Below are 17670 nucleotides of genomic sequence, written 5' to 3' on the forward strand. Positions count from 1 at the left end.
GTATTACATACCATGTAATTACATACTATTAAAGCAGGTAGACGACCGCTCGTCGGCGAAAATAGTTATACGGGATAATATTGAATTATCCCGCGTAAGGCGGATTCTGACCCTTCCCGGCGTCCCAAGCAGTACGAAACCGCCCAGGGCCGGCGATCGCTGGGTAGTATGGCCCAGAGCGGAAAGGAGGCCAGCCAGGGTGCAGGCAGGCTCCGCCACCGAGCCCGTTGGCCATCATAGGACTGTGCATGCCGATCGAACGTATCGTCATCGACAACTTCAAGTCGTTTCGCCATCTGGACCTGCCCCTCAATGCCCACATGAACCTGGTGGTGGGCGACAACGAGGTCGGTAAATCCACCCTGCTGGAGGCCATCCACGCGGTGGTCACCGGCCAGCTGCATGGGCGCAATCTTGCCTACGAGCTCACGCCCTACCTGTTCCACCAGCCCACGGTGCAGGAGTACTTGGGAGCGCTTGCCACGGGCACGCCGGCCTCGCCGCCACGGATCTCCATCGAAGCCTATCTGGGCGCCGACGCCGCGCTGGCGTCGTTACGCGGCACCAACAACTCCCTGCGTCTGGATACCGCCGGCATCCGGCTGCTGGTCGAGCTCAACGACGACTACCGCGAGGAGTTCAACGCCTACCTGCAGCAGCACCAGGGCGCGGTCAGCCTGCCGGTGGAGTACTACACGGTGCGCTGGTACTCCTTCGCCAACAATGGCGTCACCGCCCGTAGTATTCCGTTCGACTCGACCATCATCGACACGCACGGCATCAAGACCTTGTCCGGTGCCGATCGCTATATCGCCGGCATCATCGAGCAGGCACTGACGCCTGCGCAGCGCGTCTCGCTGTCGCTGAGCTTCCGCCGCATGCGGCAGAGCTTTTCCGAAGAAGCGGATGTGGCAGCGATCAATGCCTACTTGACCGAGCACACCGGGGACATCAGCCACAGGGCATTGACGGTAGGCGTGGACACATCGCCGCGCTCAACGTGGGAAACCAGCCTGTCACCCTACCTGGATGAGCTCCCGTTCACCCAGGCCGGCAAGGGCGAGCAAAGCGCGGTGAAGATGAAGCTGGCGATGCACGCGGCCGGCGCGGCTCACGTGCTGCTGATCGAGGAGCCGGAGAACCATCTGTCCTATTCCAGCATGACCCAGCTGATCGACAAGATTGCGGCCCTCTCCACCGCCCAGCAGGTGATCATCGCCACCCACAGCAGCTTCGTGTTGAACAAGCTGGGCGTGGACAACGTGATCCTGTTCAGCGCGCAAGGCCAGATGAAGCTGGACCAGCTGCCCAGCGATACCCACGACTATTTCATGAAGCTGCCGGGCCACGACACGCTGCGGTTGATCCTGGCCAAGCAGGCGATCCTGGTGGAAGGCCCTTCCGACGAACTGATCGTGCAGCGTGCCTACAGTGACCATCACGGCGTGGCGCCGATGGCTCACGGCGTAGACATCATTTCGGTCAAGTCGTTGGCATTCAAACGCTTCTTGCAGATTGCCGATCGACTGAGGATTCAGGCCAAGGTGATCACCGACAACGACGGTGATATCGCAGTTGTGCAAGAGCGCTATGCCGAGCACATCAACGCGATCTATTACGATTCCGACGAGAGCGCCCCTTCGCTGGAAGAGCAGCTGATCAAAGCCAACTCGCTGGCCGAACTCAATACCGTGCTGGGCAAGGCCTTTGCCGATGAGGTGGCGCTGCTCAAGTACATGAAGGGCCATAAGACCGATACGGCCTTGGCGATTTTCAATAGCCCGCACTCGATCAGGTTCCCGGACTATGTCCAGCGTGCCATCACCTAACCGGGTCCTGCTCTCGGCAGCCGGCTCGGGCAAGACCACGTTGCTGGTCCGGCAGGCCTTGGAGCGACCTGAGCGCCGCATCGCGATTGTCACCTACACGCTGGAAAACCTGGAAGAGATCCGGCGCTCGTTTGAGGCCCACGCAGGCGCGGTCCCCGCGCATGTCACCTTGCACAGCTGGTATGGCTTTCTGCTGCGCCAGTGCATTCGCCCGTACCAGGCTGCGCTTTGCCCTGAGCCTCGCATCGAGACCATCCTGTTCGTAGAAGGTGTCACCAACAACCGCGCCCCACGCACCCAGGTGGCGCGCCACTACCTGGCGGGCAACCGGATGTATTCGGACCGAGCGGCCGATTTCGCTGTGCGCTGCGATGAGCTGACCCAAGGCCAGGTCGTGGCGCGATTGGCGGCGATGTACGACGAGCTCTACATCGACGAAGTCCAGGATCTGGCCGGCTTTGATCTGGATCTGGTCGAACGGCTGTTGAAGAGCGAGATTGCCATCACGTTGGTAGGCGATACGCGCCAAGCCACGTATGCGACCAACTATGCGCAAAGGTACAGCCAATACCGTGGTCCGAATCTGGCAGCGCTGTTTCAGATTTGGGAGGCCGACGGCTTATGCCGGCTGGATCACCGCCTCACCAGTCTGCGCTGCGTCCAGGCCCTGTGCGATATGGCTGACACGCTCTATCCGCAGATGCCGCGGACCCAATCAGGCAATGGCGAGGTCACCGGACACGATGGCATCTACCTCGTCGCTCCAGGGGATGTGGCCGCGTACATGCAGGAGTTCGCCCCCACCGTGCTCCGGCATGACCGGCGGCAGGCGTGCGACGGACTGCCGGCGGTGAACTTTGGGCAGTGCAAGGGCCGCACCTACAGTCGGGTCCTCATCTTTCCGAACGGGCCGTTGACGCAGTACCTGCGCACGGCCGATGCAGCGCGTATCACCGCGCCGCCGAAATACTACGTGGCCTTCACCCGGGCGCGGCAAAGCGTGGCCTTTGTGTATGCCGGCGCGTGCGCGTTGCCGGGTCATCAGCTCTATGCGCCTGCCAGCGCAGACGCATAGAGCCAGGGGCTGCGATCACATCTTCTTTAACGGCGCCGCGGTGGGCGGCGGCGGTACCGGGCCCGGGTCGTTGAAACACAGCATGATCTGATCGATGCCGAATTGATCGGCCAGGACCTGGGCAATCACAGCATGCACCAGGTCCAGGTCGACCGAGGGCGCCGCGACCGTGATGGTGGCCGCGATCGCACGGCCATGCTCACCGGCGACCAGGCGCAGGTCGTCCACCGCTTTCACGCCCGGGTCGGTAAACATCGCCGCACGGACCTGTTCCAGGTTGAGCTCGTTCATGGGGACTCCAAAGCAGTGCTACCGGCGCGGGGAGCTCGGTCGCGATGCAGCCAACGATAGAGCACCGGCAGCACCAACAAGGTCAATGCGGTGGATGAGACGATGCCGCCGATGACGACAGTGGCCAGCGGCCGCTGCACTTCCGAGCCAGCACCGACATTCAAGGCCATGGGTAGGAAGCCCAGCGAGGCTACCAGGGCGGTCATCAACACCGGTCGCAGGCGTCCAAGGGCGCCGTCGCGCACAGCGTCGTCTAGCGGATCGCCCTGTTCGCGCAGACGGCGGATGAAGGCGATCATGACCAGCCCGTTGAGTACGGCCACGCCCGACAGCGCGATGAAGCCCACGCCGGCAGAGATCGACAACGGAATCCCGCGCAGAGCCAGTGCCAGCACACCGCCGGTCAGCGCCAGCGGCACGCCACTGAACACAATGGCCGCATCCTTGGCCGAGCCGAAGGCCATGAATAGCAGAGCGAAGATCAACGCCAGTGTCACCGGAACGACCACGCCCAGGCGTTGGGTGGCCGAGATCAGCTGCTCGAAGGTGCCGCCGTAATCGATCCAGTAGCCCTCTGGAAGCGCGACATCCTGGCCGATGCGTGTGCGCAACTCGCCGACGAACCCGCCCAGATCGCGCTCGCGCACGTTGGCGGTGATCACCACGCGGCGCTTGCCGTTCTCGCGGTTGATCTGATTGGGCCCGCGCTCTACCTGGATCTTCGCCACTTCCCGCAGCGGCACCGTGCGAGGCCCCCCATTGGCGCCGGCGGCCAGACGGCTGGACTCATCGACACTGGTGCTTGCCGGCAGCGGAATGGGCAGATCTGCCAGCACAGCGGGGTCTTGGCGCTGCGCTTCGGGCAGGCGCACGACCAGGTCGAAGCGGCGGTCGCCCTCGATCAACTGGCCGGCAACACTGCCCCCAATGGCGGTGGCCACCGTTTCCTGCACATCGCCCGGGTTCAGGCCATACCGTGCCAATGCCGCCGGATCTGGCGTGATGGTCAGCAGCGGCAGGCCGGAGACCTGCTCGGCCTTGACGTCTTCGGCGCCGGGGACGCTACGCATGACCCGCTCGACCCGGCTGGCCAGGCGCGTCAACTGGTCAAGGTTGTCGCCGTAGACCTTGACCGCCACGTCCGAACGGACGCCGGAGATCAACTCGTTGGTGCGCATCTGGATGGGCTGGGTGAACTCGTAGTTGCTGCCCGGGATTTCCTTGGCCGCCGCCTCCAGCTCTTCCACCAGCTCGGCCTTGGGCTTGCGCGGGTCGGGCCACTGGTCGCGGGGCTTGAGCATCAGGAAGGTGTCGGCCATCGACGGCGGCATAGGATCGGTGGCCACCTCGGCGGTGCCGATCTTTGAGAAGATGTTGGCCACCTCCGGGAACTGGGCCAGGCGCTTCTCCAGCGTTTCCTGCATGGCCACCGACTGCTCCAAGCTGGTGCCGGGAATACGCATGGGCTGCAAGGTGATGTCGCCCTCATCCAGGCTCGGCACGAACTCCGAACCCAAGCGGGTGGCCAGCACGCCACAGCCCACCACCAGCACGGCCGCGCCGGCCAGCACCACCACGCGCCGACGCAGGGCCCAATCCAGCAGCGGCGTATAACGGGCACGCGACCAGCGCATCAGGCGGTTGTCGTGCTCAGCCACACGGCCGCGCAGGAAGCTGGCGATCGCCGCCGGCACGAAGGTCAGCGACAACACCATGGCGCCGGTCAGGGCCAGCACCACCGTGATCGCCATCGGGTGGAACATTTTTCCTTCTACCCCGGACAGCGAGAAGATCGGCAGGTAGACCGCGGCGATGATGCCCAGGCCAAACAGGCTGGGACGGATCACCTCGGCGGTGGCCGAGGCGGTCAGGTCATAGCGCTCTTCATCGTTGAGCTGGCGGCCTAGCGCGTGCTGCGCCTCGCCGAACCGGCGCAGACAGTTCTCGATGATGATCACCGCCCCGTCCACGATCAGGCCGAAGTCCAGCGCGCCCAGGCTCATCAGGTTGCCCGACACGCCGCCACGCACCATGCCGATGATGGTGAACAGCATCGCCAACGGGATCACCGCCGCGGTGATCAACGAGGCGCGCACATTGCCCAGCAGCAGGAACAGCACCACCACCACCAGCAGCGCGCCCTCGATCAGGTTCTTGGACACCGTGCCGATGGTGCGATCCACCAGCGCGGTGCGGTCATAGACGGCCTTGGCATGGACGCCGGCAGGCAGGCTGGCGTTGGCGGCATCCAGCTTGGCCGCGGCCGCCTGGGAGACTTCCCGGCTGTTGGCGCCGAACAACATGAAGGCGGTACCGACCACGACCTCGTGGCCATTCTGGGTGGCCGCGCCCGTGCGCAGCTCCTTGCCTTCGCCCACGCTAGCGACGTCGCGCACCCGAATGGGCACGCCATCGCGCCGGTCCAGCACGATGTTGCCGATTGCCTCCAGATTGGCTAGCTGGCCCGGCACGCGCACCAGGAACTGCTGTCCGTTGCGCTCGATGTAGCCGGCGCCGATGTTCTGGTTGTTGCGCATGACCGCGGCGACCACGTCGTTCAACGTGAAGCCCAGCGCCACCAACTGAGCTGGATCGGGAGTGATGTGGATCTGCCGCTCGAAGCCGCCGATGGTGTTGACCTCGGTGACGCCGGGCGTGGTGCGCAGCTGCGGCCGGATCACCCAGTCCTGCAGGGTGCGCAGGTCCGTGGCCGTGTACGGGGTGCCGTCGGGCTTGCGAGCGTTGGGCTCGGCCTCCACGGTGTACATGAAGATCTCGCCCAACCCGGTGGAGATCGGCCCCATTTCCGGGTCCAACCCTTCGGGAAGCTGGGAGGCGATCTGCTGCAGGCGCTCGGCGACCTGCTGGCGGGCAAAGTACAGGTCGGTGCCGTCCTTGAAGACGACGGTGACCTGCGAAAGCCCGTAGCGCGACAGCGAGCGGCTGTAGTCCAGCTTGGGCAGACCGGCCATGGCCGTTTCGATGGCAAAGGTGACCCGTTGTTCGGCCTCCAGCGGCGAGTAACCCGGGGCCTGGGTGTTGATCTGGACCTGGACGTTGGTGATGTCGGGTGTGGCGTCAATGGAAAGGTGACGGTAGCTCCACACGCCCAGCGCAACCAGCGCAGCGGTGAGCACTAGCGTCAGCCAGCGATGGCGGATGGACAGCCCAATGAGGCGTTCGAGCATGGCGGGCCTCATTCTTCTTCCACGGTGGACTTTTCGATGTCGGCCTTGATCAGGAAGCTTTGGGCCACCACCACCTGTTCACCGGCCTTGAGGCCTTCCAGCACTTCGGCGCGTTCGGCGTCGCGGCGCCCCAGCTTCACCGGCCGGGTGTGGTAGGTTTCGCCCTGCTGCACGTAGACCACGTCCTGGTCTTCTGCGGTCTGCAGCGCCGTGATCGGCACCACCAACGCTGCCGATTGGCGATCCACGGTGACCCGCGCCTTGACCGCCGACCCCGGCCGCCACAGGCCATCGGTGTTGGCCACCGTGCCGCGCGCAATGGTGCTTTGGCTGGCGGTGGCGGTGCCGGGCAGGACGCGCTCCAAGGTGGTCTGTGCGGTGACGCCATCGCTCAAGCGGGTAACCGTCACCGGCACGCCAGCACCGATGTGCTGGGCGTCGGCGCCGAAGATGTGCAGGTCCACCCACAGCGTGGACAGGTCGGCGACCTCAAACAGCGGCGCGCCCTCAGCGGCGGCCATGCCTACGGCGGCCGTGCGCGCCATGACCACGCCACTGATCGGCGCGGTGACGGTATAGGTGGTCAGGCTCAGGTTGCTCTCTACCGTGGCCAGTGCCTGGCCGGCCCGTACCTGATCACCCACGCCCGCACGCACGGAGCGGACCGGTCCGGGGAAGCGTGCCGTGACCTGCGCGATGCGACCGTCAATCGGGGTCAACAGCCCTTGCACCTCATGCTCGTCAGCAATCTCACCGGGGCCTGCCGGTGCGACCTGGATACCCGCTGCCTGCGCAGCTTTGGCGGCAATCTTGGTTTCCAGCGGCGCTTCCTCGTGCTCGCCGTGCTCTTCGCCCTCAGCGGCGGCGCCGCCTTCGGACGCTTCGTTGGGGGCCGACGCGTTGCAGGCGGCCAGCATCATCAGGGCCATGCCCAGTGCGGTCCAAGAAAAGCGATTCATGGGGTCTCTCCGGTGGAAGCAGCCGCCGGCGGCGCGACAAGCGCTTGGCCGGTCAGGCGTTGAATTTCGATCAGGGCGCGCTGCGCATCGAGCGCCACGTCCAGCTGCTGCTGGGCCATGGCCGTGCGTTCGGACTGCAGCTGTGCCCATTCCAGGTAGCTGATCGCGCCGGCGCGATAGGCGCGCTCGGCGGCCTTCTCAGCCCGGGCCAACTTCGGCAGCACCTCGCCTTGCAGCCGTGCCACCTCGGCCTGCGCCACGGTGTAGCGACCATGGGCTTCGACCAGCGTGGAATACAGCGACAGGCCCTTGGCCTCGCGCTCGATCGTCAGAACCTCCAGCTCGGCTTCGCCGGCGCGGATCTCCGGCTGCGCGCGGCTGCGGCTGCCCAGTGGCATGGACAGGCTGGCCACCAGCGCGGTGTCGTCAGTCTCCTGCAGGCGGCGCACGCCCAGCTGCCACGACAAGTCCGGCGAGGCCGCCGAACGCGCCAGCTGCAGTCGTGCCTGCGCGATCCGGCGGGCATCGGCAAACTGCGCCAACTCGGGAGTGCGCTCCAATTCCTCGGCCAGCGACTGCATGGACGCGATCGCCGGCAGGGTCATGGGATCCGCCGCGGCCACCTCGAAGCTCGGAGCACGTTCGCCCCAGAGGGCAGCAAGGTGCTGCCGGGCGGCAATGCGCTGCTGCTCGGCCCGATCACGGGTCAACTCTGCTCTCGCCAGTGCTGCTTGTGCGGTGAGCATCACCGATTCGGGAGACGCGCCAGCCTGCAGGCGCTGCCGGGCAGCGGCGACGGTCCGCTGGCGCTGGCCGACATCCATGTTCGTCAGGCTGCGTTGCCGGTCGGCACCGACAACGGCCAAATAGCGCTGCGCCGTCTCGGCGAGCAGGTCCAGCCGCCTGGTCTCGCGCTGCACGGCCAGTGCATCAATCCGGCTTTGGGCCAAGGTGCGGCGGGCGTCGAGCTTGCCGCCGCGCTCCAGGACCGAGCTCAGGCTCAAGGTCAACTCCGCGCTGTCCAGGCCACGGGCCGCGCCCGTGCCCAGCGCATTTTCAACCTCCGCCCCCAACGTCCACGGTGGCCGCTGCACGGCCTGGTCGCGCTCGGCAGCGAGCACCGTGGCTCGCGCATCGACCAGGCGCAGCTCGGGGTGGGTTTGGGCCACGCGTGCAAACGCGTCGTCCAAGGTCATCAGCTCTTCTGCTGTCGCCGGCGTTGCCGCCGCGCTCAACAGTAGCCACGCGGCCAGGGCCGCCAATCGCACATGCATGAAGTACTCCAGAATTTTCGATAGCCAACAGGGATCCGGCGCACGCCGGCGCGCATCACCCTGCGATCGGCGGCCGGAACGGCGCGAGCAGGTGCTCATGCCGATATCTGTCCGCATGGGCTGTCGCCGACGGCCAATGCCGGCCGATATGAGCAATGGCCAACACTATTTCTGGAGCCGGCGCGGCCTGGCTACAGCACAGCACCAGCTGCTGTAGCCGGTGCAGCGCGGCGTCTACGCCACGCTCGGAAGCTGGTGATGCCACTGCCGGGTCATGGTCGGCCGCGGCCAGATGGGTTTGAGCATGGAGCTCGCCAACCACTGCCAGCACCGGCTGCGTCACAAGGCCCACGGCCAAGTGCGCCAGCAGCAGCCAGCGCAGGCCACAGCTCAGCCGGCCAAGCGCTGTCATGCAGGCGTTTTGCGCGCGTCGGCACGCGCCCGGCGAGCATCACCCAAGATCTCGAAAGCCTCCTTGATCACATACAGGCCGATCAGGGCGCCGATCACGAAATCCGGGTAGGGGCTGGCCAGCCACCACACCAACAGGCCGGCCAGAATCACCCCAACGTTGGCCACCACATCGGCGCGGGTAAACAGCCAGGTCGCTCGCAGATGCACTTCGCCAGACTTCAAGGGGGCGAGCATACGGAGCACCTTCAGGTTCACGGCCAGCGAGACCAGAGCGGTACCGATCATCCAACCGCTGACCGGCTCGGCGCCGTACATCACCCGGCGGCCGACTTCGACCAGCACGCCTACGCCCAGCACCAGCAGCACGCTGCCACTGACCCACGCGGCGTTGGCCTTGAAGCGCGCCGTGCGCCCGATAGCGACCAGGCCAATGGCATAGGCGGTGGCGTCAGACAGCATGTCCAGCGCGTCAGCCAGCAGCCCGGTGGAATGGGCAATCCAGCCGGCAATGCCGCCGATCACGGCCATCGCTGCATTCAGGACCAAGGCGATCCAGAGGATGCGTCGCTCCTCCTTGTTCTTGGCTTCGTGGTGGCACCCGCAATCACTCATGTCTTGGTCCTCTGCTGTGTTGTTTCATTGCTTGTTTGCGCCTGGCTGTCTACGCACACCGGAACGGGCATTGGCGAGGAACCCCACGATGGCGGCGGTGCCTACCAATACCTGCGCCAGCAGCGACTGCCAGGTGGGATACAGGCCGATCCACTCGATGCGCGGCAACGCGAGCGGTGTTTGAGAGATCCAGCCCGCTTCCTGCAACGCGGCCACGCCTTTACCGATCAGGATGACCGCCATCACCGCGATGAGAATCGAGCTGATCGAAAAGAACCGGCCAATCGGCAGCCGCCTGCTCATGCGCAGCATCCAGTACGCCACCGCAGCCAACACCGCGATTCCCGCCGCCAGGCCTGCGAGGATGGCGGTGGACGCCTGATCGCTCCACATCGCGATGTAGAACAAGATCGTCTCAAACACCTCGCGGTACACCGCGACAAAGGCCAGCATGAACAGGAAAACAGCCGAGCGCCGTGTCAGCGCAGTCGTCAGCTTGGCGTGCAGGTACTCCTGCCACCGCCCTGCAAGGCTCTTTTGGTGCATCCAGATGCCTACGCTGAGCAGGACAGCGGCAGCGAACAAGGCCGAGACGCCCTCAGTGACTTCCCGGTTCGCACCGCTGATATCAACAAAGTAAGTGGCCACCGCCCAGGTAGCTGCGCCTGCCAACAACGCGCAGATCCAACCCGCATGCACATACGGCAACACATCAGACCGCTCGGCTTTACGCAAGAACGCCACGATACCAATCACGATCAGCAGCGCTTCCAGTCCTTCGCGTACCAAGATGGTAAAGCTGCCTAGAAACGCGGTGCTGGCGCCTATTCGGGTGTCCTGCAGCGCCACGTCCGCGCGATCAAACAGCTGGGCAATTTGCGCTGCCTGCCCGGCAACGTCAGCCGCGGGCGCATGCTGATCCAGCTGCGCGCGGTAGCCTGCCATGGCCGTCTCGATCTCTCGCAGCAATGACGGATTGCGCGTGGCCAGCGTGGGTTCAAGCGGCTCTACACCATCCAGATAGGACGAGAGCGCAAGCTTTTTGGCTTGAGCCAGGTCCTCATCAGCGTAAGCGCGCTGGCTGGCGGCCAGTCGCTGCCGCGCCACCGCAAAGCGATCGGCTCCTGGTACCGCTTCGTTTACTACCTGTGGCTGCGAACGCAGGTAGGCGATGATCGCGTTTGCCTGATCGGCGGGCATCGTGGTGGCAAGATCGGCCTCTCGCGTGCGTGTCAGCGCTTCGAGCGAGGGAATGTGCGTATGGGCCTCGGCACTGGTGCGCCATAACGCCTCACCTTGAGCCTTGGCTTGCGAGGAGTACCCCAAGCTGCCCACATAGAATGCCAACGCCCAGCGATCACTTTCTGACAGCCCAGAGAAGCTGACCATGCCGGTACCCGGCACACCCTGGGAAATGACCTCGTACAACGACAGCGGCGTTCGCTGCGCGGCGCGAGTGGCATCGGTGAACGCGATCGGCGGCGGACTTAACGCTTGCGCGGCGGGGCCATCACCGTGACCTGTGGGGCCGTGACAGGCCGCGCACTGCTGGCTGTAGATGGACGCGGCCTGGGAGGTCTTCGGCGCGCTCGCCGGAACAGCGCCGATCGGGTAGCGGGCCAACAGCGTCGTGCCGAGCCCGCGCGCCAACGTTGCCACTTGCGCCGGGTCGGCCTTCTCTGCCACCGCCTGGACCAGGCGGTCGGCCTGGGCCGTCAGCTCCTGCTGGTTCTGGCCACTGGGCAATGCTGCCAGCTGACTGCGCACGGCGCCGGCAAACTCGCTCATTTCGGCGTATTCGTTGGGGGCAATTACGCGACCGGCCTGGACCGCGCCGGGGTAGTCGACCGCGATGTAATCGAGCATCTGCCAGGTTTGGCGCAGGTCTGCTGCGGCAGGCTCCGCCTGAGCAGAAGCGGGCAGAACCCAGCCGATCAGCAAGGCAATCAGGCAGTAGCGAATCAAGGCGATGGGCAGTGGCATGGTCGTCACATGCAGCGCCGCGGCCGGAGTGGCGGCGGATACGGGTTCAGCGTAAAGTCCGTAGCTACTACGGAGTCAAGCGTACTACGAATGAAAATCAGTGAGGCTGCCGACGCCAGCGGATGCCACTTGGAGACGATTCGCTATTACGAGCGGATCGGGTTGCTGCCGCGCCCGGGGCGCACGGGCAACGGCTACCGGGTCTATGGCCCGGCCGACATCGAGCGGCTGCGCTTCATTGCGCGTGGCCGGGACCTGGGCTTCAGCCTGGAGGAGGTCCGCAGCCTGCTGCAGCTGGCCGGCGATGAGGAGCTTTCGTGCGGGGACGTGGACCGGTTGGCCCGCAGCCATCTGGCCGACGTGCGCGCCCGCATGGCCGACCTGCAGCGCATGGCCAGCGAGCTGGAACGGGTGATTGCCAGTTGCCATGGCGGGCAGCGGGCGGAATGCACCATCCTGTCGACGCTGCGCCAGACGACCTCGGTGGAGGCCACGCGCCAGTGACCGAACTGGACCGCTACCTCGATGCGGCCACGCGCCAGAACACGGTGCGCAGCTATGCGTCGGCGCTGCGGCACTTCGAGGTTGAATGGCAAGGCCACCTCCCAGCGACACCTGACAGCGTGGCCCGGTACCTGGCCGCTTATGCGCAGACCTTGGCGACCAGCACCCTCCGCCAACGTCTGGCGGCCATCGCCTCTTGGCACCGCGACCACGGCTTTGTCGACCCGACCCGATCGCCGCTGGTGCGCAAGGTGCTCAAAGGCATCCAGACCCTGCACCCGGGCCAGGTCAAGCAAGCCGCGCCGCTCCAGATTCGGCGGCTGGTCGAGCTCGATGACTGGCTGGCCGCGGCGATCGCTGCGGCACATGCCCGGGGCGATGGGCCGGCGGCGCTGCGCCATCAACGAGACCGAGCGCTGGTGCTGCTCGGGTTCTGGCGGGGATTCCGTGGCGATGAACTGCTGCGTCTGGACGTGGCCCATCTCACGCTGGTGCCGGGACAGGGGATGACCTGCTTCTTGCCACGCAGCAAGGGTGATCGCCAAGCAGCCGGCGTCACCTACAAGGTGCCGGCGCTGTCGCGGTTATGTCCGGTGGAGGCGACCCAGGCGTGGCTGCAGGCGGCCGACCTGCAAGAAGGGCCGGTGTTTCGGGCAGTCAACCAATGGGGCCAGGTGAGCGCCGAAGGCCTGCATCCCAACAGCTTGGTGCGCCTGCTGCGCGAGTTGCTGACCAGTGCAGGCTTTGCCGATGCGGGGCTCCACAGCAGCCATTCGTTGCGCCGCGGCTTTGCCAGCTGGGCCAACGACCAAGGCTGGGACATGAAGGCCTTGATGGAGTACGTGGGCTGGCGCGATGTGCAGTCGGCCATGCGTTACCTGGACGGGCGTGACCCGTTTGCCCGGGACCGCATTGAAGCAAGCCTGCCCAGTCCAACCGTGCCGGTACCGGCGATGGCACTGCCGGCGCCGGAGGGCAAATCGGCCCTGCAGCTGCGCCTGCGCATGGTGCTGACCCCGTTTGCCCGCACGGGCCGCGGCGCGGCCAAGGCCCGAGGCCGAATTGAAGAGATCTGCTTGGCCCCGTTCCAGGCTGTGCGCCTGAACACCGCCAGCAGCGAGTACCAGTTGACTGCTCCCACCGATCCCGAAAGGGATCTGGATGAAATCCTGGCCACGTTGCTCGATGACATGCACCGCATGGCCGATACGCACCAGTGCTTCCTGGAAGCGTCGCTCAGTACAGACGACGGCCGGCACTGGGACTGATCCCCCTCACACCCTCCGGATCCAATGGCTACCCTTCACGAGACCGCCTACCCGCGACTGAAGCCTGATCCCACCGCCAAGGAACTGGAGGAGATCTATACCCCGACCGCCGCTGAGATTGCATTCGCCAAGCAGCTGACCACCCAGCCGGGTCCGCAGCTGGCGGTACTGATTCATCTCAAGCTCTTCCAACGCTTGGGCTACTTCACGCTGTTGGCCGACGTACCCGAGCGGATCCGGAAGCACATCGCCAAGGCCGCCCGACTCGGGCGCGTATTGGACACCGACCAGCTCGAACGCTACGACGCTTCCGGCAGCCAGCGCCGGCATATGCCGCAGCTTCGGCAATTCATCGGGGTACGTCCCCTGGATAAATCGGGCTTGGCTTGGCTGGACACAGTGGCCACCGGAGCAGCCCAGACCAAGCACACCATCCCGGACATCGTGAACGTCCTGCTCGAAGAGCTGGTGCACCATCGCTACGAACTGCCCGGTTTCCGCACTCTGGAGCTGGCCGCCATCGGCGCCCGTGAGCGGGTCAATCTGGGCTACTACCGCAGCATCAGCCACGCGCTGACGCCTGCCACGCGCACGCTCATCGACGAACTGCTGCGCGCACCGGAAGGGTCCAGGTTCACCGGCTGGCAATCACTCAAGCGCGAGCCCGGCCGGCCCACCAACAAGGAAGTTCGGTTCTACCTGCAGCACATCCGCATGCTGCAGCAGTTGGCCGACCAGCTGCCTCCCATCGATGTGCCGGTGCCCAAGCTCAAGCAGTTCCGTGCAATGGCTCGGGCCTATGACGCCAGCGAGCTGGCCGAACTGGCTCCGGACAAGCGCTATGCGCTGGCCACCATCTTCATTCGCGCCCAGCATGCCAAGACACTGGATGATGCAGCCGAGTTGTTCATCAAGCAGGTGCGCGGGCTGGAGAACACGGCCCAGCAGAAATTGCTGGCCTACCAGCTCGAACATGCCAAACGGGCCGACTTCCTCATCGGCCAGCTCAAGGAAATCCTGCAGGCCTATCAGCTAGACGGCAGCGATAGTCAGCGCGTGGATGCCATCGACAACAGCCTGGAAGCGGAAGTGTCGACCTTGCTGGCCGAATGCGAAGAACATATGGCCTACGCCGGGAAGAACTACCTGCCTTTCATGCTGCAGCCCTATGGCGCGGTCAGGCCGCTGCTGTTCAATGGGCTGGAGCTGATGAAACTTCGGGCGACCAGCCACGACGCCGGCATGGAGCCGCTGATCGCAGCGGTGCTCTCGCTGCGCAACCAGCGCCGTGAGCTGATCGAGGTCGCCTCCCTCGGTTTGGACCCGGAAAAGGACTTTGACTGGATGTCCAAGCTCTGGTGTCAGCACGTGTTCGGCAAGCGGGCCAGTGCAGCCGGCGCCGGCTGGATGCACCGTAAGTACTTCGAGCTGGCCGTGCTGGTGCAGGTCAAGGACGAACTGAAGTCCGGAGATCTCTTCATTCCCAGCAGCGAACGGTTTGATGACTACCGTGAGCAGCTGGTCGATGAAGCCACCTTGGCCCAGGAACTGGAAGCCTACGGCCAGGTGTCAGGCCTGCCCACCGACGCCGAGTCTTTCGTGGCGGGATTACGTGCACAACTGACCTCCCTGGCCGATGAGGTCGACGCGCGTTTCCCGGAGAACGTACATGCGGACATCCTGGATGGGCGCCTGGTGCTGCGGAAGGGGCAACGCGCCGAAGTCTCCAGCGCGATTACCACGGTGGATCGCCTCATCGCCGAACGGCTTCCAGAATCCAGCATCGTCGATGTCCTGATCGATGCCAGCCAATGGCTGGATCTGCACCGTTTCTTCCGCCCGATCGCCGGCACCGAGAGCCAGGTCGAAGATCTGCCCCGACGTGTGATCACCACGCTATTCTGCTATGGCTGCAACCTGGGGCCGACGCAGACGGCGCGGTCGATCAAGGGCTTCAGCCGGCGCCAAGTCGCTTGGCTCAACCTGAAATACGTGACCGAGGATGTGCTTGAGAAGGCCATCGTGGAGGTCATCAATACCTACAACAGATTCGACCTGCCTGGCTATTGGGGCAGCGGCAAGAGCGCATCAGCTGATGGCACGAAGTGGAGCGTCTACGAGGACAACCTGCTGTCGGAGTATCACATCCACTACGGCGGCTACGGTGGCATCGGCTACTGCCACGTGTCCGACAAATACGTAGCGCCGTTCAGCCACTTCATTCCCTGTGGCGTGCACGAGGGCATCTACATCCTCGACGGTCTGTTGGCCAACACTTCCGACATCCAGCCTGAGATCGTCCATGGCGACACGCAGGCCCAAAGCTATCCGGTCTTCGGCCTGGCCCACATGCTGGGCATCCAGCTGATGCCCCGGATCCGGAACATCAAGGACCTGACATTCTTTCGGCCCGAACCGGGTAGGGCTTATAAGAACATCCAGGCACTGTTCGGGGACAGCATCGACTGGCAACTGATCGCCACCCATCTCCACGACATGCTGCGGGTGGTGATCTCAATCCGATTGGGCAAGATCACCGCGTCCTCGATCCTGCGCCGGCTGGGCACCTACAGCCGGAAGAACAAGCTGTACTTCGCCTTCCGGGAACTTGGCAAGGCCGTTCGAACGCTGTTCTTGCTGCGCTACATTGATGACAATGAGATCCGCAAAACGATCCATGCTGCCACCAACAAGAGCGAGGAATACAACGGCTTCGTGAAATGGGTGTTCTTTGGCAGCCAGGGGATCATTGCTGAGAACGTCCAACACGAGCAGCGCAAGATCATCAAGTACAGCCAGCTGGTGGCCAACATGATCATCCTCCACAACGTGGAAGGCATGAGCCGGACCTTGGCCGAGATGAGGAAGGAGGGGATTGAACTGACGCCCGAGATCCTGGCCGGCCTGTCGCCTTATCGGACCAGCCACATCAATCGCTTCGGCGACTACCACCTGGATCTTGAAAGGGAAGTGGCGCCGCTGAGCTACACAGCCAAGGTGCTTGAACAGACCCCATAGATGGGGAGAACCTGATCGAGAGACGAGCAATCAACTTTGAAATTCAGTCGCTTAGGCAGCTTTTGGCCCTGTACGTAATGATTCCCTGCCGACCCTCTTCAAGGTTCATCCCAGCGACTGCCCAGTTGAAGGCCGCTCTTTCGTGGGCATTGAGTTCCGCGTCGATAGCGTCAATTGACTGCCGGTATTGCTGCTGGGTTCCATTCGTAACCATCTTCTTGTCTGTCGGACCGCTGCAGGCAGCTAGCAGTGCTGATGCTGCCAGGATCAGTGTTGCTCTGCTTCTGGCCGCGGTGATGAAGCGGTATGGCTGTTCGCTCATGCGTCCCCCTGTCAATGAAGAAGACAGAATATCTGGTTTTTAGATATCGGAGAACTGGATATAGCTTTCTAGGCCGCTCAGCCAAGGCGCGGTCGTGTCGAAGTCCATCCATCGAAAAGAGTACGCTGCCCTCATTGAGGCTGTTCGCGAGGCGCGGCTAGCTGCCGGTCTGACCCAGGCCCAGGTGTCCAGCATGCTGGGCCGCAGCCAGTCATTCATCAGCGACGTCGAAACAGGCAAGAGAAGGGTTGATGTGGTGGAGCTGAGAGATATCGCCCGCCTGACAGGCCTTTCGCTGGGCAAGTTGATCACAAACTTTGAGAAGCGAATCAAAGACTAAAGCCCCTTAGGGTGTAGCGGTAGGTTCGCGCTTCTTGCCGGCCGGTCGGGACCAGGCGCACACGCCAGTGACAGACGGCCAACCGGATGGAAGGGGCACGCCCTGCCGGAAATCCGTGACGTAGATCGGCCTCGGCGTGCCGGGTCGAAACTTTAGGCTGTTTTGTGGAACCGTGGGGTCTGAACCCTCGTGTAGATCCGGGTGAAGCGACGTCTTTACAGTTGTTGATGTGAAGACATTTCTCCGGCCCACTCCACAGCAGCTCCACAGGTCGCTAAAGCGAACCCCTAAATGCCTCCGATGGGCTTGTCGCGGGGCCTATACCCTTTCGGCGCGACTGTCTGACGTGGAGGATTGCGCCCTACACAAGCTTCGAGACGCAAAGGCTATCGCTTGGCGGCGGCAGCGCAAGATGCGCAGCTGGGCCGCGAAGCATCCCCGGTTCCTACTGTTAGCCTTTCCGCTTTGGGGTGATCCCCGGTCATTCGCTGAGTTACCGGAACAGAAGCTTTGGCCGCGCATTCTTGGCGTTTTCGCGCTTGTTAGCCCCCATCATCGATGCGCTACAAGCCGATCCAGGAAGTGGCCAGTCA

General features: G+C 64.1%; 14 protein-coding genes. 6 read left to right on the top strand and 8 right to left on the bottom strand.

The genetic code is table 11. The annotated features are described in order from the left end of the window. The first annotated feature begins 248 nt into the window (after positions 1–248). Both D5301_RS08315 and D5301_RS08320 read left to right on the top strand, forming a co-directional pair. Positions 249–1829 carry an AAA family ATPase gene (locus D5301_RS08315; RefSeq protein ID WP_026070029.1) on the top strand — a complete coding sequence of 527 codons (1581 nt, stop codon included), beginning with the start codon at positions 249–251 and terminating at the stop codon, positions 1827–1829. Next, a complete protein-coding gene (locus D5301_RS08320; protein ID WP_043033512.1) occupies positions 1807–2904 on the top strand; it encodes a UvrD-helicase domain-containing protein in 1098 nt (365 codons plus the stop codon). Before D5301_RS08315 ends, D5301_RS08320 begins: the two co-directional genes overlap by 23 nt. 15 nt (positions 2905–2919) lie before the next feature. Here the strand turns inward: D5301_RS08320 and D5301_RS08325 are convergent, their stop codons facing one another. From D5301_RS08325 to D5301_RS08355, 7 genes are read right to left on the bottom strand one after another with little or no spacing between them, the layout of a single operon-like run. Then, entirely contained in the window at positions 2920–3195 is a 276-nt protein-coding gene (locus D5301_RS08325) for a hypothetical protein (RefSeq protein WP_019184735.1), read from the bottom strand. After that, positions 3192–6383, bottom strand: coding sequence for a CusA/CzcA family heavy metal efflux RND transporter (locus tag D5301_RS08330; RefSeq protein WP_049402758.1), 3192 nt, complete (start codon positions 6381–6383; stop codon positions 3192–3194). Before D5301_RS08330 ends, D5301_RS08325 begins: the two co-directional genes overlap by 4 nt. An 8-nt stretch (positions 6384–6391) precedes the next feature. Next, entirely contained in the window at positions 6392–7342 is a 951-nt protein-coding gene (locus D5301_RS08335; protein ID WP_021201906.1) for an efflux RND transporter periplasmic adaptor subunit, read from the bottom strand. Continuing rightward, positions 7339–8616, bottom strand: coding sequence for a TolC family protein (locus D5301_RS08340; RefSeq protein ID WP_043033510.1), 1278 nt, complete (start codon positions 8614–8616; stop codon positions 7339–7341). The genes D5301_RS08335 and D5301_RS08340 overlap by 4 nt, the downstream gene beginning before the upstream one ends. Before the next feature lie 55 nt (positions 8617–8671). Continuing rightward, the gene (locus tag D5301_RS08345) at positions 8672–9028 is read right to left on the bottom strand and encodes a hypothetical protein (RefSeq protein ID WP_012480228.1); all 357 of its coding nucleotides are present in this window, start codon (positions 9026–9028) and stop codon (positions 8672–8674) included. After that, entirely contained in the window at positions 9025–9642 is a 618-nt protein-coding gene (locus tag D5301_RS08350; RefSeq protein WP_005413376.1) for a cation transporter, read from the bottom strand. The genes D5301_RS08345 and D5301_RS08350 overlap by 4 nt, the downstream gene beginning before the upstream one ends. Before the next feature lie 24 nt (positions 9643–9666). Next, positions 9667–11625: a cytochrome c/FTR1 family iron permease gene (locus D5301_RS08355; protein WP_043033508.1), complete on the bottom strand. Its 1959-nt coding sequence runs from the start codon at positions 11623–11625 to the stop codon at positions 9667–9669. Positions 11626–11715: 90 nt separating this feature from the next. Between D5301_RS08355 and D5301_RS08360 the strand changes: the two genes are divergently transcribed. Genes D5301_RS08360 through D5301_RS08370 form a run of 3 tightly spaced genes read left to right on the top strand, consistent with a single transcriptional unit; the run spans position 11716 to position 16415 of the window. Next, the gene (locus tag D5301_RS08360; protein WP_012480230.1) at positions 11716–12129 is read left to right on the top strand and encodes a helix-turn-helix domain-containing protein; all 414 of its coding nucleotides are present in this window, start codon (positions 11716–11718) and stop codon (positions 12127–12129) included. Beyond that, positions 12126–13397 carry a site-specific integrase gene (locus D5301_RS08365; RefSeq protein ID WP_005413373.1) on the top strand — a complete coding sequence of 424 codons (1272 nt, stop codon included), beginning with the start codon at positions 12126–12128 and terminating at the stop codon, positions 13395–13397. Before D5301_RS08360 ends, D5301_RS08365 begins: the two co-directional genes overlap by 4 nt. Before the next feature lie 24 nt (positions 13398–13421). Further along, entirely contained in the window at positions 13422–16415 is a 2994-nt protein-coding gene (locus D5301_RS08370) for a Tn3 family transposase (protein WP_153855343.1), read from the top strand. A gap of 43 nt (positions 16416–16458) precedes the next feature. Here the strand turns inward: D5301_RS08370 and D5301_RS08375 are convergent, their stop codons facing one another. Continuing rightward, a complete protein-coding gene (locus tag D5301_RS08375) occupies positions 16459–16737 on the bottom strand; it encodes a hypothetical protein (RefSeq protein ID WP_033835997.1) in 279 nt (92 codons plus the stop codon). A gap of 94 nt (positions 16738–16831) precedes the next feature. Between D5301_RS08375 and D5301_RS08380 the strand changes: the two genes are divergently transcribed. Beyond that, entirely contained in the window at positions 16832–17077 is a 246-nt protein-coding gene (locus D5301_RS08380) for a helix-turn-helix transcriptional regulator (protein ID WP_043033505.1), read from the top strand. Positions 17078–17670 lie beyond the last annotated feature (593 nt).

The sequence above is a fragment of the Stenotrophomonas sp. MH181796 genome (assembly GCF_009659995.1).
In the GTDB taxonomy this organism is placed as follows: Bacteria; Pseudomonadota; Gammaproteobacteria; order Xanthomonadales; family Xanthomonadaceae; genus Stenotrophomonas; species Stenotrophomonas riyadhensis.

Bases quoted from the DNA above. Each gene is read 5' to 3' on its own strand.
- D5301_RS08315 (WP_026070029.1), top strand. From the start codon at position 249: ATGCCGATCGAACGTATCGTCATCGACAACTTCAAGTCGTTTCGCCAT.
- D5301_RS08345 (WP_012480228.1), bottom strand. From the start codon at position 9,028: ATGACAGCGCTTGGCCGGCTGAGCTGTGGCCTGCGCTGGCTGCTGCTG.
- D5301_RS08350 (WP_005413376.1), bottom strand. From the start codon at position 9,642: ATGAGTGATTGCGGGTGCCACCACGAAGCCAAGAACAAGGAGGAGCGA.
- D5301_RS08330 (WP_049402758.1), bottom strand. From the start codon at position 6,383: ATGCTCGAACGCCTCATTGGGCTGTCCATCCGCCATCGCTGGCTGACG.
- D5301_RS08355 (WP_043033508.1), bottom strand. From the start codon at position 11,625: ATGCCACTGCCCATCGCCTTGATTCGCTACTGCCTGATTGCCTTGCTG.
- D5301_RS08340 (WP_043033510.1), bottom strand. From the start codon at position 8,616: ATGCATGTGCGATTGGCGGCCCTGGCCGCGTGGCTACTGTTGAGCGCG.
- D5301_RS08360 (WP_012480230.1), top strand. From the start codon at position 11,716: ATGAAAATCAGTGAGGCTGCCGACGCCAGCGGATGCCACTTGGAGACG.
- D5301_RS08370 (WP_153855343.1), top strand. From the start codon at position 13,422: ATGGCTACCCTTCACGAGACCGCCTACCCGCGACTGAAGCCTGATCCC.
- D5301_RS08325 (WP_019184735.1), bottom strand. From the start codon at position 3,195: ATGAACGAGCTCAACCTGGAACAGGTCCGTGCGGCGATGTTTACCGAC.
- D5301_RS08320 (WP_043033512.1), top strand. From the start codon at position 1,807: ATGTCCAGCGTGCCATCACCTAACCGGGTCCTGCTCTCGGCAGCCGGC.
- D5301_RS08335 (WP_021201906.1), bottom strand. From the start codon at position 7,342: ATGAATCGCTTTTCTTGGACCGCACTGGGCATGGCCCTGATGATGCTG.
- D5301_RS08375 (WP_033835997.1), bottom strand. From the start codon at position 16,737: ATGAGCGAACAGCCATACCGCTTCATCACCGCGGCCAGAAGCAGAGCA.